Origin of the sequence: Marinobacter sp. (assembly GCF_041687235.1) — a bacterium.
GTDB lineage: Bacteria > Pseudomonadota > Gammaproteobacteria > Pseudomonadales > Oleiphilaceae > Marinobacter.
Window position 1 is genome coordinate 41,108 of the sequence record NZ_JAWLCH010000018.1, and the last position, 13,144, is coordinate 54,251.

The 13,144-nt window shown below is 56.2% G+C and carries 11 protein-coding genes and 1 pseudogene; 10 read left to right on the plus strand and 2 right to left on the minus strand.

Translation table 11 applies throughout. The features are described 5' to 3' along the window. Positions 1–60 precede the first annotated feature (60 nt). The 4 genes from pip to ACESMK_RS17875 all read left to right on the plus strand — a co-directional run bounded on the left by pip (position 61) and on the right by ACESMK_RS17875 (position 4,025). Positions 61–1,023, plus strand: coding sequence for a prolyl aminopeptidase (gene pip / locus ACESMK_RS17860; RefSeq protein ID WP_373001581.1), 963 nt, complete (start codon positions 61–63; stop codon positions 1,021–1,023). Between the two features lie 92 nt (positions 1,024–1,115). Beyond that, positions 1,116–1,574, plus strand: coding sequence for a D-aminoacyl-tRNA deacylase (dtd, locus tag ACESMK_RS17865; protein ID WP_373001583.1), 459 nt, complete (start codon positions 1,116–1,118; stop codon positions 1,572–1,574). A 498-nt stretch (positions 1,575–2,072) separates the two neighbouring features. Continuing rightward, positions 2,073–3,065: a porin gene (locus ACESMK_RS17870; RefSeq protein ID WP_373001585.1), complete on the plus strand. Its 993-nt coding sequence runs from the start codon at positions 2,073–2,075 to the stop codon at positions 3,063–3,065. 93 nt (positions 3,066–3,158) lie between these two features. Beyond that, positions 3,159–4,025 carry a CYTH domain-containing protein gene (locus ACESMK_RS17875; RefSeq protein ID WP_373001587.1) on the plus strand — a complete coding sequence of 289 codons (867 nt, stop codon included), beginning with the start codon at positions 3,159–3,161 and terminating at the stop codon, positions 4,023–4,025. 26 nt (positions 4,026–4,051) lie between these two features. Here ACESMK_RS17875 and ACESMK_RS17880 read toward each other — a convergent pair whose 3' ends face one another. Beyond that, on the minus strand, positions 4,052–5,230 hold the full coding sequence (locus tag ACESMK_RS17880) for an ion channel (RefSeq protein ID WP_373001589.1): 1,179 nt from the start codon (positions 5,228–5,230) through the stop codon (positions 4,052–4,054). 80 nt (positions 5,231–5,310) lie between these two features. Between ACESMK_RS17880 and glnE the strand changes: the two genes are divergently transcribed. From glnE to ACESMK_RS17895, 3 genes are all read left to right on the plus strand, one after another. Then, entirely contained in the window at positions 5,311–8,217 is a 2,907-nt protein-coding gene (gene glnE, locus ACESMK_RS17885; protein ID WP_373001591.1) for a bifunctional [glutamate--ammonia ligase]-adenylyl-L-tyrosine phosphorylase/[glutamate--ammonia-ligase] adenylyltransferase, read from the plus strand. A gap of 76 nt (positions 8,218–8,293) precedes the next feature. Beyond that, positions 8,294–9,220 (plus strand): branched-chain amino acid transaminase, encoded by a 927-nt coding sequence (locus ACESMK_RS17890; RefSeq protein ID WP_373001593.1) that lies wholly within the window; start codon positions 8,294–8,296, stop codon positions 9,218–9,220. Between the two features lie 87 nt (positions 9,221–9,307). Further along, positions 9,308–9,715: a DUF6165 family protein gene (locus tag ACESMK_RS17895; protein ID WP_373001595.1), complete on the plus strand. Its 408-nt coding sequence runs from the start codon at positions 9,308–9,310 to the stop codon at positions 9,713–9,715. 44 nt (positions 9,716–9,759) lie between these two features. Here the strand turns inward: ACESMK_RS17895 and ACESMK_RS17900 are convergent, their stop codons facing one another. Then, entirely contained in the window at positions 9,760–10,797 is a 1,038-nt protein-coding gene (locus ACESMK_RS17900) for a glycosyltransferase family 9 protein (protein ID WP_373001597.1), read from the minus strand. A gap of 157 nt (positions 10,798–10,954) precedes the next feature. Between ACESMK_RS17900 and ACESMK_RS17905 the strand changes: the two genes are divergently transcribed. The 3 genes and pseudogenes from ACESMK_RS17905 to ACESMK_RS17915 all read left to right on the plus strand — a co-directional run. After that, positions 10,955–11,671: a 3-deoxy-D-manno-octulosonic acid kinase gene (locus ACESMK_RS17905; RefSeq protein ID WP_373001599.1), complete on the plus strand. Its 717-nt coding sequence runs from the start codon at positions 10,955–10,957 to the stop codon at positions 11,669–11,671. Between the two features lie 29 nt (positions 11,672–11,700). Then, positions 11,701–12,813 carry a glycosyltransferase family 4 protein gene (locus ACESMK_RS17910; RefSeq protein WP_373001601.1) on the plus strand — a complete coding sequence of 371 codons (1,113 nt, stop codon included), beginning with the start codon at positions 11,701–11,703 and terminating at the stop codon, positions 12,811–12,813. Then, positions 12,810–13,144: pseudogene (locus ACESMK_RS17915) on the plus strand (CDP-glycerol--glycerophosphate glycerophosphotransferase); the annotation flags it as partial. The gene ACESMK_RS17910 and the pseudogene ACESMK_RS17915, both read left to right, overlap by 4 nt.

Here is a 13,144-nt window from a genome sequence, read left to right on the forward strand (position 1 = left end):
TATGCCCCTTTCCGTTTGCTTAAGCTAAACTCCGGTTAAATCCTCTAAACGGAGCGCTACATGCTCACTCTGTACCCGGAAATCAAACCTAACGCCCAGCACCGTATTGCCGTTGATCCGCCCCACGAACTCTACGTCGAGGAAAGCGGGAACCCGGAAGGGATACCGGTTCTTGTGGTCCATGGCGGCCCTGGTGGTGGTTGTGAGGATTACCACCGGAGGTTCTTTGATGCTGAGAGGTTCCGGATCATTCTGATGGATCAGCGAGGCGCGGGAAGGTCTACTCCGCTGGCAGAGCTTGAAGGCAACAGCACGGACAAGCTGGTTGAAGATATGGAGGCGGTACGTTCGTTCCTGGGTATCGACAGGTGGCTTCTGTTCGGCGGCAGTTGGGGGTCGACTCTCAGCCTTGTCTATGCCCAGACGCATCCGGAGCGGGTCTCAGGTCTGGTGTTGCGCGGGATCTTCCTCTGCCGTCCCCGGGATATTCAGTGGTTTTATCAGGACGGTGCCAGCCGGGTGTTCCCGGACTACTGGGCTGACTTCGAGGCGCAGGTTCCGGAGGCTGAGCGGGATGACATGGTCGCGGCTTACTACCGAAAACTGACCAGTGCCAACGAACTGGAGCAGATTCAGGCGGCCAAGGCCTGGTCGATCTGGGAGGGGCGGTGTGCGACCCTGCACCCGAACCCCAGGGTGGTTGAGCATTTCGGCCATCCGCACGTTGCTATCGCCCTGGCCCGCATCGAATGTCACTATTTCATGAACTCCGCATTTCTCCAGCCCGATCAGATTCTGCGGAATGCGGGCCGCCTGGCGAACATTCCCGGAGTTATCGTCCACGGTCGATACGATATGGTTTGCCCGCTGGAGAATGCCCTGGTTCTGAGTAAAGCCTGGCCAGAGGCGGAATTCCAGATTATCCGGGATGCGGGTCACTCGGCCTCTGAGCCTGCCATCATCGATGCACTGATTCGTGGCGTGGAGTCTGTTGTCGCGAAAACCGAGAAAAGTGCTGGCTGAATTCCGTTTTCGGGGTTGCGGCCCGTAATCGGCATGGATACACTCTTGCCCCATCTTAATGTATGCCTGTTCAACCGTCCCCAGGGCAGTTAATGAAAGGATTGATCCAGCGAGTGTCGCACGCCAGTGTTACCGTGGACGGTGAGCAAATAGCCTCGATAGACGCAGGGCTTTTGATGCTGCTGGGCGTTGAAAAGGGAGATGGCGAGCGCGAGGCAAGGGAACTTTGCCGAAAAATTCTCACTTACCGTGTGTTTCCCGATGACGCAGGGCGGATGAACCGCAGTCTGCTGGATGTCGGTAGTTCCCTCCTTGTTGTTCCTCAGTTTACTTTGGCAGCCGATACGTCTTCCGGAACAAGGCCCGGGTTTTCGCTTGCAGCGAGCCCTGAGGACGCAAACCGGTTATATCGGTTGTTTCTGGCCGAAGCACGTGCCGGCCTGGGTGTGGAGAAAGTCGGGGAAGGGCGGTTCGGTGCGGATATGAAAGTCGGCCTGTTAAATGATGGCCCTGTAACGTTCATGCTTGAGATTGGGCAAAGTGGCAGGTAAGTAGTTGCACTAGTATTGGGCATCTTGCCAGTTGGTGAGTTCTGATGGTGCAGAAACGAGCTGGAATCAGGGTTTGCTTGCTCCGATGTGTTGTTTTTATAGGTGTAGACGTCTGATTTTAAAGGGTTTAATCCAATCTGGCCTCGGAATTGAAACGTTACTGAAACAGTGCCGGTGCGCACTTTAGTGCATAAACAGTTGCGTTTCTGCTGCTAAAAGGGCTAAAAATGCACCGGCAAAAATTTGCAAAATGAGAATGATTGTATTAAAACAGTTTCATCATCCAGAGCTTTAAGAAAGCTCTGTAAGTGTTTGAGCTGCATAAATCTGGAATCTGTCAGATTTATTCGAAAAAGAAGAAAAGTTATTCCTTTGTCATAAAACTGACATAGGGGTAATGCAGAATCGGCCTCATCCAGCCTGACTGGTGAAGCCTTACAAAATCGGGATAAGAACCCGTCGCTAAAACCTGAGTTAACTCAAAAAGGAAGACGCAACATGAAAAAAACGCTCCTCGCATCTGCTATCGCAGTCGCAACCTTCTCTGGCGCTGCCGCTGCACAGACTACCGCTACTGCTTCTGAGCTGGCTGCCAAGATGGATTCCATGCCGACCGTATACGGCAACATTCAGTACGTACTGAAGCATACCAACGTAGACGGCGGCGGCTCTGAGCTGGAGCACGCTGACAACGGTTCTACCCTGGGTATCAAGCATGACCATGAAATCGCTCCGGGCATCACCGGTTTCTTCAAGCTCGAGCTTGAAGGTATCAATGCCGACGACAAGAGCAACAGTAGTGGTATCGACAAGCTGGACGAAGCTTACATCGGTATCAAGGGCGACAGCTTTGGACAGATCTGGATCGGTTCTGACGACTCTACCTACGAGCGCGCGGTAGACGAAGTGGCCCAGTTCCACGAAGTAGGTTCTGATATCGGCTTCAATTACGACACTGGTGAAGGTGATCTCATCCAGTACGCGTCTCCGTCTTTTGGTGGCCTGACCGTTGGTGCGGCTGTTCAAGTTAATGGCGATGCAGAAGGTGAAAAGTCCTATCCGTTCCAGCTGGCAGCCATGTATGAAATGGACGCTCTGGAGCTGGCTTTTGCCGTTGACTCCAACGATGGTGCTGACGGTGTAAACAACGAAAACTCCTATGGTCTTCGTGGTAGCTATAACCTCGATAACCTGCGTCTGACTGCCTCCTACGAAACCCGTAAAGACGTTGCTGACGTAATCGGCCTGATGGGTGTTTACACCATGGGCGCCAACCAGTTCGCGCTGTCTTACCAGATGCTGGACGATGACGCTTCAGGCGACCAGAACGACACCATCATTCTGCAGGCTCTGCATAACGTGTCTGACCACATGTACGTTTACTTCGAAGGCTACCTGTCAGGTGCCGACGCAGCAAACCAGTACACCGTGGAAGGTACTTCCGGTGACGAGCAGTCCATCGCTTCTGTTGGTGCTGTTTACTACTTCTGATCAGCCAACCGGCTAATCCTGTAGTATGAAAACCGGCGACCCTTGGGTCGCCGGTTTTTGCATTTCTGGATCCTGAAGAATAAGGCGGATGGCATGGCAACCGAACTGGAAATCAAGCTCAGTGTTTCTGAAGCTGCGCAGAAGATGGCTTTCGAGTGGCTGTCCGCTCTCCCTGCTGTGCGCCCCGGAAAAACGAAGAAGCTGATCAATCGCTATTTCGACACGCCCCACGCAGACCTGAACCGGGTCAAGGCTGCCCTGAGGGTTCGCAAAGCGGGTGATGATTATATCCAGACTCTGAAAACCCGGGGTGAATTCGTGGATGGCGCTCATCGCCGCGAAGAGTGGGAGTGGCCTATAGCCGGTCCGGAACTGGACTTGTCGTTATTGGAAGAAACGCCGCTGAAAGCCGATCTGGACCTTCAAAGTCTTCAGGTGGTGTTTGAGACCAATTTCCAGCGGCGGGTCCTCTGGCTGGAGGAGGCGCAGACTGCCATTGAGATAGCATTTGATAGAGGCCGTGTGTCTGGCAATGATGCCAGTTGGCCTCTGCATGAGGTGGAGTTTGAACTGAAAAGCGGGGACGCCGGAAAGCTGGTGGCCTGGGCACTTGCCCTGGCCAGAAAGGTGCCCGTATTTCTGAACCTGGTCAGCAAGGCCGAGCAGGGTTATTTTCTTGCCGGTCTCTATCGACCGGGCATTGGGCCCAAAGGCGAACTGCCCTCGGTCATCGAGTTTCTGCACAGGCTGAGCGTGTGTTGGCTGCTCGAAAAGCCATTCCCGGTAAGCGATTATGACCTGTCGGTCGTCGCGAGGGCGGCTGAAATCGCAGGATGCAGCGAGCTTTGGGAGCGTGTGACCTCAGAACTGGCTACGGGAGTGGATGTTCGCGACCTCGCCAACGGTTCCACTGAGCTGGGGGTTCTCCAGTTGCAGCTAGCCGCAGTGGCAGACCGCTAAAGGGCCATTACATCAAGGCGACGATATTAATCGCCGGAGCCGTTTTGTGCTGGCTCCGCGTCGCCGGTCTTTTCGGCGGCGGAATGATCGCGCCACTGCTTCAGGAATGCCCGGTAACGCTCAAGCGCTTCCTCCACAACGGAAACTTCTGGCGTTTCATCGGATTTAACCAGCACTATCAGCCCCTTGCCTTCAATTTCTTCGTTGGTTGGCGGGTGGCAGATAACCTCATTGTCGTTGTCAATGTAGGCAAGGGCCGTACCTATGCCGTGGCGCACGAGGGCGCTCACGATATCGGCCCAGTTCAGGTCATCCAGTTTCAGGTCGTATCGGTGAGGGTGGTCATGCTCGTAGTTGAACAGGTCTTCCAGGACTTTCTCCGAGCCGGGCGCCACGACTGAACGCACCATGATTTCAGGGTAGGTTCGGACCGGTCGAAGGATCGTTCGGACCCCGAGCGCCTTGAAGCGACCGCGATTCTCATCATTCACGCATTCAACAATGGTGCGGCCCCCGAGATTCAGTTCTGCCAATCGATGAGCGATGTCAAAGGTCAGGCTGTCGGAGGATGGGTCCGCCTCGTCGGCAGCAAGTACGATGATATGTCTCGCACTCCCGGCATGCACCGCTTTCAGAGCTTCCGGATCAAAGCCCGCGCCATGGTAGTGCACGACGCCAACATCTGAGAGTTCGGTTGGAAGGCCCATGGGAAACTGGCGTGTCAGGATCATGATAGGAACCGTATCGTAGCCCGGAATCGCCCGAATCTGGGACGCGAACCGCATGAAGTACTTTTCGCCGCCATGTTGGGGGGTGTTCACAATGATGATGTGCTCGTTCATTTTGTAGATCCATCTGCCTGACAGAATACGTTCCCGGCGATAGAACCGGTACTCGATGTAGTCACTGACAATCAGTGTCAGCAATGTTATTGAGGTGATAAACATCAACACGATGGTGCTGAAGCGACCGATCATTGTCTGGGGCGCGTAGTCACCGTAACCCACCGTGACCAGTGTGGTCATGGTGAGCCAGGCCGACTCGAAAAGGGACAGGTCTTCCACTGTCCAGATGATCAGAATCTGGATGGAAAGCAGCGCCCCAAGAATCGCAAACAGTCGCTTGATCCGGTTCCGGATCAGCCCCCCCATGGGCAGGTGGGTTCGTTGATGCTCCGGATTCAGGGGGCGGCGGTTTCGTTGCATCCGTGTCGGCGGCCTGTTCAGTTGCGGGTGAGTTCGTTATACAGTACCGGAAATATAACAGAGAGACAGGGGTTTGCATTATGTCTGAGCCTTGGCACAGCCTTCCGAAACTGCTGGCCGATGATGTGTCCGGTTGCTGGCAGTCGATGTTCCCGGACGGGGTACCAGGCTGGCTTACCTCTTCGGAAGGCATGAATGATGCCGTGGTGGCCGCCGCGTTGTCTCGCAGCCTGTTTCTTCGCCAGACGCTGGAACGTCACCCCGGGCAGGTTCAGGCCTTGCTTGCATCGCGTTTGCTCACCGAGCCCACTACCCCCGAGTACCTTGAGAGCCGATGGCAGGATTATCTGGCAGACATCGACGGCGAGCCGTCGTTGCATTCAGCACTCCGACGATTTCGTATGGAATCGCAATTCCGGATTATCTGGCGCGACCTGATGCGGTGGGCCGACCTGGCCGAAACGATGGCGGCCACCAGTGCCTTTGCTGATATCTGCATCGATGGCGCGCTGGACTGGTTGTACCAGGATGCCTGCGAACAATACGGCACGCCTCGCGGTGCGGACCCGGTTACCGGCCAGGATGCCGACCAGAAAATGGTCGTTCTGGGCATGGGCAAGTTGGGCGGCCGGGAGCTGAACGTATCCTCGGACATTGACCTGATCTTTGCCTTCCCGAGCAAGGGCGAAACCGTGGGCGGGCGCCGGTCACTGGACAACCAGCAGTTTTTTGTCCGATTGGGGCAGCGGCTGATCCAGGCGCTGGACCAGATAACGGCGGATGGTTTCGTGTTCCGGGTGGACATGCGGCTGCGCCCCTACGGCCAGAGCGGTGCACTGGCCCTGAGCTTTGCTGCGTTGGAAACCTACTACCAGGACCAGGGCCGGGACTGGGAGCGCTACGCCATGGTCAAGGCTCGTGTGGTGGCTGGCGATCAAAGGGCGGGAGCCGTGCTCATGGAGAGTCTGCGCCCCTTTGTCTATCGCAAGTACATCGATTTCAGTGCGTTCGAATCCCTTCGCAGCATGAAGGCCATGATCGGCCGGGAAGTGCGTCGCAAGGGTCTGGAAAACAACATCAAGCTGGGCAGTGGCGGTATCCGGGAGATTGAGTTCGTGGTCCAGGCCTTCCAGCTCATTCGAGGCGGCCGGGACCGGGAGCTCCAGCAGCGGGAATTGCTGGTCATTCTGAAGGAGCTTGAAGAGCTTGAGCTATTGCCTTCACCGGTGGTTCGTGAACTTCGTGAGGCCTATGTGTTCCTGAGAAATCTGGAACATGCGCTTCAGGGCATGGAAGACAAGCAGACCCAGTTGTTGCCTGAGGACGAGCTCTCCCAATCACGTGTGGCCACTATCATGGGTTTTGAGAGCTGGCAGGCCTGTGAGCAGAGCCTCAGGGAGCATCGGGAGAGGGTGGCCACCCATTTTGCCAACATCATTGCCACCGAGGACGATGAGGACGAAAGTCAGGAGTCGCTTGAAGAAGGCTGGTTTGAAATCTGGCTGGCGGAAATGGAGGAAGGTGCAGCCCTGGAATGGCTGAAATCCCGGGGCTACGAGAATCCGGAGGGAACCGTTGCCGAGTTGGCGGACCTGCGTGATAACCGGACCGTGCAGACGCTCCAGACCCAGGGCAGGAAACGACTCAATCAGTTCATGCCCATGCTGCTGGAGGCCCTCACCCAGGTGGATAATCCCTCGGAGACCCTGTCCCGGGTGCTGCAGCTGGTAGAGGCGATTCTGCGTCGAACGGCTTACATGGTGTTGCTGCTGGAGAACCCCGGTGCCTGCACCCAACTGGTCCGTTTGTGCAGTGAAAGTCCCTGGATTGCCCGGCAGCTGGCGGAAACGCCGTTGCTGCTGGATGAGCTGCTGAACGCCGAGAGCCTCTATCATCCGCCGGCCAAGGCTGAGTTGCAGGACGATCTGCGCCAGCAGATGCTGCGGATTCCGTTTGAGGATCTGGAAGACCAGATGGAATCCCTCCGCCACTTCAAGAAAGCTCACATTCTGCGGGTAGCCGCCTCCGAGCTCAAAGGTACCTTGCCTCTGATGAAGGTCAGTGACTACCTGACCTGGATCGCCGAGGTTGTCCTCGACCACGTAGTGGATGTGGCCTTTGCCAATCTGGTCAGTCGCCACGGTTATCCGCGTAGGGAAGATGGGTCTGCCTGTGAAACCGATTTCGCCATCATTGGTTACGGCAAGCTGGGCGGGATCGAGCTGGGGTATACCTCCGACCTCGACCTGGTGTTTGTTCACAAGGCCGATCCGGAACTGGCTACCGATGGCGAGAAGCCCATCGATAATGCGGTGTTCTACACCCGCCTGGGGCAGCGGATTGTCCATATCCTCAATACCCAGACGCCATCCGGGCAACTCTACGAGGTGGATATGCGTTTGCGACCGTCCGGTAACTCGGGCCTGCTTGTGAGCACTCTGCAGGCGTTCGATAAATACCAGCGTGAGGATGCCTGGACCTGGGAGCATCAGGCACTGGCCCGTGCCCGGGGTGTCGCTGGATGCGAGGAAACGCTTGAAGCGTTCGAAACCATACGCCATGACATCCTTTGCCAGCCTCGGGACCGTAACAAGCTTCGTACCGAGGTGGTCCAGATGCGGGAAAAAATGCGGGCCAGCCTGGGTACACCGGAGAGCCGGCAGGCCGAGGTGTTCCACATCAAGCATGACACCGGTGGCATCATCGATATCGAGTTCATGGTCCAATACCTGATGCTGGCCTGGTGCGCCGAGCACCCCGAGTTGACCCAGTGGTCCGACAATATCCGCCAGATGGAAGAGCTGGGCAGGGCAGGCGTGATGGCGGTGGAAGACACTGAAAAGCTGAGGAAAACCTTCATAACCCTTCGTTCCACAATCCACCGCCGGGCGCTACAGAACCTCAACAGCCAGGTTGAGGGCGACGCCTTCCCAGACGAGCGTGACTACATTCGCGCCATGTGGAAAAAAGTGATGATGGATACGTAAGGCAAATTCAATTCCGGCAGATTTTCCTGCTAGAATGCCGGTTCCCCGAAAAACGCTTTTTTAGGAGCAATGAAGAATGTCGATGGCTGATCGCGATGGCGTTATCTGGCTGGACGGTGAAATGGTTCCCTGGCGGGAAGCCAAGACTCACGTCCTGACTCACACCCTGCACTACGGCCTGGGCTGTTTTGAAGGTGTGCGGGCCTACAATACCGCGAACGGTCCGGCTATTTTCCGCCTGAAAGAGCATACCGATCGACTGTTCCGTTCCGCCCACATTCTGAACATGAAAATGCCGTTCAGTAAGGACGAGCTGAATGAGGCGCAGTGTGCGGCGGTTCGCGAGAACAACCTCGACGAAGCGTATCTCCGCCCGATGGCGTTTCTAGGTTCCGAGGGCATGGGGCTGCGGGCCGATAATCTAAAGGTGCACGTGATGGTAGCTGCCTGGAGCTGGCCGTCGTACATGTCTCCGGAAGCGAAGGAAATGGGGATCAAGGTACGCACCTCCTCTTACACCCGCCACCACGTCAACATCACCATGTGCAAGGCCAAGGCGAACGGCAACTACATCAACTCGATGCTGGCTCTGAACGAGGCCATTTCCGGCGGAGCCGAAGAAGCCCTGCTGCTCGACAACGAAGGCTACGTTGCCGAAGGTTCCGGGGAGAATATTTTTATCATGCGTGATGGTGTGCTGCACACGCCAGAGCTCACCTCCTGCCTGGAAGGGATAACCCGTGCCACGATCCTGGATTTTGCCCGCGAGCTGAATATTCCGGTCAAGGAGCGCAGAATCACCCGGGATGAAGTGTATATTGCTGATGAAGCCTTCTTTACCGGCACAGCCGCTGAAGTACTGCCGATCCGTGAACTGGATGGCCGAATCATCGGTGCGGGCAAGCGTGGTCCGGTGACCGAGAAGCTTCAGGGCATGTACTTCGATGCGGTCAAGGGAAAGCTGCCTGAGCACAGCGGCTGGCTGACTCACGTAAAAGGCTGATCCCAGACGAGTCTCAAGCCGCCGTTGACTGCTTCAGCCCGGCGGCTTTGTTATTGAATACACCCTGTTTACTGACGGAACGAGCACATGGCAGACGTAATCAAGGTACCGGTCTCCTTCGGTGAGGTGCTGGACAAGATCACCATTCTTGAAATCAAATCCGAGCGAATCAAGGATGAAGCAAAGCTCAAAAACGTTCGGCTTGAACTGGACGAGCTCAGTGCCATATGGGACGAGGCGGTAAAGGGCAAGGCGGCTGAAATCGCTGATCTTCGCAGGCAGCTGAAGGCGGTCAACGAGGAGCTGTGGGTGATTGAGGACGATATTCGTGATCAGGAAGCAGCCCAGGACTTTGGCCCGAGATTCATTGAGCTGGCCCGTGCTGTTTACGTGACCAACGACAAACGCGCCGCCATCAAGAAAGAGGTCAATCTGGCCCTGGGGTCGCGTTTCGTGGAAGAGAAGTCCTATCAGGATTACACCGCCCGGAAGTGAAAGTCGGGGTCAGATGAACGCTTTCATCTGACCCCTTTTTCAGCTTAGCCCAGTGGGTGAGCTTCCACCCACCGATCCAGCATCCCCGTTGCATCGGCCACCGTAATCAGCTCCATCGCCCCTTCAAACTCTGCTTTCGTCCCCCATCGTGCCTGCTCCACGGTTTTTCCGGTAAACTTTTCCAGCGCTTCCGGGTAACGGTTCACACACCAAGCCAGAGAATTGAAGGGTCCTGAACGGTAGGGGTTGCTCGCCGCGAACAACCCAAGCACATCGGTACCCATCGCACTGGCGATATGGGCCGGCCCGGTATCGGGGGCTACCACCAGATCGGCGTGGGTCATCAGCGCTGTCAGTTGTTTGAGGGTGTCCTTGCCGCAGATGTTGTGGGCTACTTCCTTCATGCCGGCTTCAATGGCAGCGCAATACTCGGCCTCAAACGGGGCAGGGCTGCCCACCAGAATGACCTTCATTCCATGTTTCTGAACGGCATGATCGGCTAACCAGGCGTAGCGCTCTGCAGGCCAGTTGCGCAGTTTGTGGCTGGCGCAAGGACTGATAACAAGGTTCCTGCGATCGCTTGCCAGGTGCGCTCTGGCAAACTCATGGTCTGAGTCGCTCAGGGGAATCTGCCAGTGCGGTGGCGCCGCCTCAAGGCCCAGCGGTTCAAGGAAACTGGCGAGGCAGTCGCGAACATGCTGCTGCGGGGCCGGTTTGATGCGACGGTTAATGAACAGGCTGTGAAGATCCTTGCTCCGGGCCTTGTCATAGCCAATCCTGACCCGGGCGGGAATGCAGGCAGCTGCCAGGTTGGCGCGAAAGGCCACCTGCATGTGTAGCAATGCGTCGAACTTGCGGCCCTGCATCTGTTTACGGAGTTCGGCGTAGCCTTGTCGACCGGCCTTTTTATCAAAAACAATGAACTCGACACCGGGCAGATCGCCGATCAGTTTGGCCTCGATCTTGCCGATGACCCAGGTGATCTTCACGCCGGGGATCTGATCCTGGAGGCTAAGAACGACAGGTATCACATGAGTGACGTCGCCGATGGCGGACAGGCGAAGTATGCAGATGGAGTTCATCGGTTATTGATCCGCTTCAGGTTGTGGCCTGGGGCTGTGGAGCTTTGTCGGCAATCATTGGTAAACTGGCGGCCATTCTAACGTACTCGCACCTGTCCGTCCCGGCATGTGTGGATGAGGCGCGTTTTCTTTCACTTTCGGTGACCAGGTACCCAGCATGGCGGAGTCTGAAATCTGTATTCGGGAAAGGGCTTCGGCAATGCTGATTCACCCCGATTACAAAGGCAGGGTTACCGAAGAATGGTTCGACGCCGATGCCTGGGGTAAGCAGGCGCGCCCGGTGAGCAGCGGCGGTCGGGGCGGGGCCTGGTTTTTAAGGGCTGGAGCGGACAGGCTGGTTCTGCGGGAGTATCGTCGAGGCGGGTTGGTCGCTAAGGTTTCCCTGTCGGCGTATCTGTATACCCGTGAATCCGAGGTCCGTTCCTTCGCAGAATTCAGGTTGCTGAATCAGCTGGTGTCCCTTGGTCTTCCGGTACCTCGCCCTGTGGCCGCCTGGTATCGCAAACTCTCTCCTCTGCAGTACCGGGCTGCGATTATTATTGAGCAGCTTGAAGGCACAACGCCCCTGGCTGATTTATTTCAGACGATGGCCAGTGATGCCTGGGCATTACTTGGCGCTACAATCCGTCAGTTTCATGATGCGGGTGTAAGGCACGCGGATCTGAACTGTTTCAACGTTCTGGTTCGTGGTGATGAGTTTTTCCTGATCGATTTCGACAAGGGTGACATCAGGCGAGCAGATTCGGGCCCTGGCTGGAAGGCGCAGAATCTTTCAAGGCTCCGACGCTCGTTGGTGAAGGTCAGTGGTGGAGAGAGTGAAGCTCTGCAGCAACGCTGGCAATCGTTTCTCGATGGCTACGGCCATACCTCCTGAACCTATTCTCTTTTTTCTGACAGGCAACGATGACTTCAAACAGAAAAACGCCGGTTGTGCTGTGTATTACAGACTCGTGTGATTTGCCCGAATCTGAATTGTTTATCGGGCTCCATAGAGCGGGACTGGCAATAGAGGTAATGGCGAATCCCAAAGGGCGAAACTACCAGCGGATTGAGGCAGCGGGTGTTCCGGTTTCCCCGATTGCCCTGAGAGGCCGGTTTGACCGGGAAGGGACGGCTCAAATCCGCGAGAAGTTGAAAACCCGGCGTTTCACTGTGGTGCAATCCTTCAATCCGCGGGCTCTGGCTTGTTCTCTTCGGGCCTCCCGGGGAATGGACGTCAAAATCGTGGTCTACCGGGGAGTGATTGGCAATGTGGGCGTCTGGAGCCCTGAATCCTGGATAACGTTCCTTCACCCTCGCGTGGATCGGATCATGTGTGTCTCGGACGCCGTAAAAGACTATTTTCTCGACATCCGCTTTCTTGGTAAAAGAATTCCGCCCCACAAGATTATTCGCATCTACAAGGGGCATAACCTTGAGTGGTACACCGCGCCACCGGCCGACATTTCTGAATTTGGCTTCCCGGCCGGTTCTTTCGTCTTTTGTTGTACCGGTCGTGATCGTCCCGGGAAGGGATTTGCAACGTTGATTGATGCCATGGAGTATCTTGAGGAGGATTCGCCGGTTCACCTCCTGCTGGTGGGGGATCTCCTGGAAAACCAGGAACTGGTAGCCAGGATCCGGCAATCAAGGCACGCTGATCGTATCAAGTTGGCAGGATTCCGTTCGGATGCCCCACAGGTGGCCGCGGCCTGTGACGGTCTGGTGCTGCCCTCGGAAAGTGAAGGTCTGCCCCGGGTTGTGATTGAGGCCATGGCCTACCGAAGGCCAGTGGTTGTAACCCAGGCAGGCGGTATGCCGGAGCTTGTAAGGGACGGCGTAGACGGGCTGGTGGTCCCGGTAAGAGATTCCGAGGCCCTGGCGGGGGCACTGGACCGGATTGCCCGTGACCCCGAGCTGGCAACGACGTTCGGCAGGCATGGCCATCAGCGCATCAGTACAGATTTCAATACCGACACGACCGTACAGCAGACACTTGAGCTCTATCAGGAGCTGACCGACGAGCTTCACGCATGAAAAAATATCTCTTCTTCGTTAACCAGCCTTACTCCTATTCCATTCTTCGTCCGTTGCAGGACGAAATTAGGAAGCGCGGTGATGAGGTCGCGTGGTTTGTTGCAGGCTGTACTGCCGCCCCTCTTAGACCGGACGAAAAGCACCTGAAAACGGTGGCAGAGGTTATGGAGTACAACGCCATTGCGACCTTTGTCCCCGGCGACTGGGTGCCTTATTTCTTCCCGGGAATCAAAGTCGAAGTTTTCCATGGTATGGCCCGAAACAAACGGGGCCACAGCAGCGAGGATGAAAGCGACCATTATCGCATTCGAGGCTGGTTCGATCTGTACTG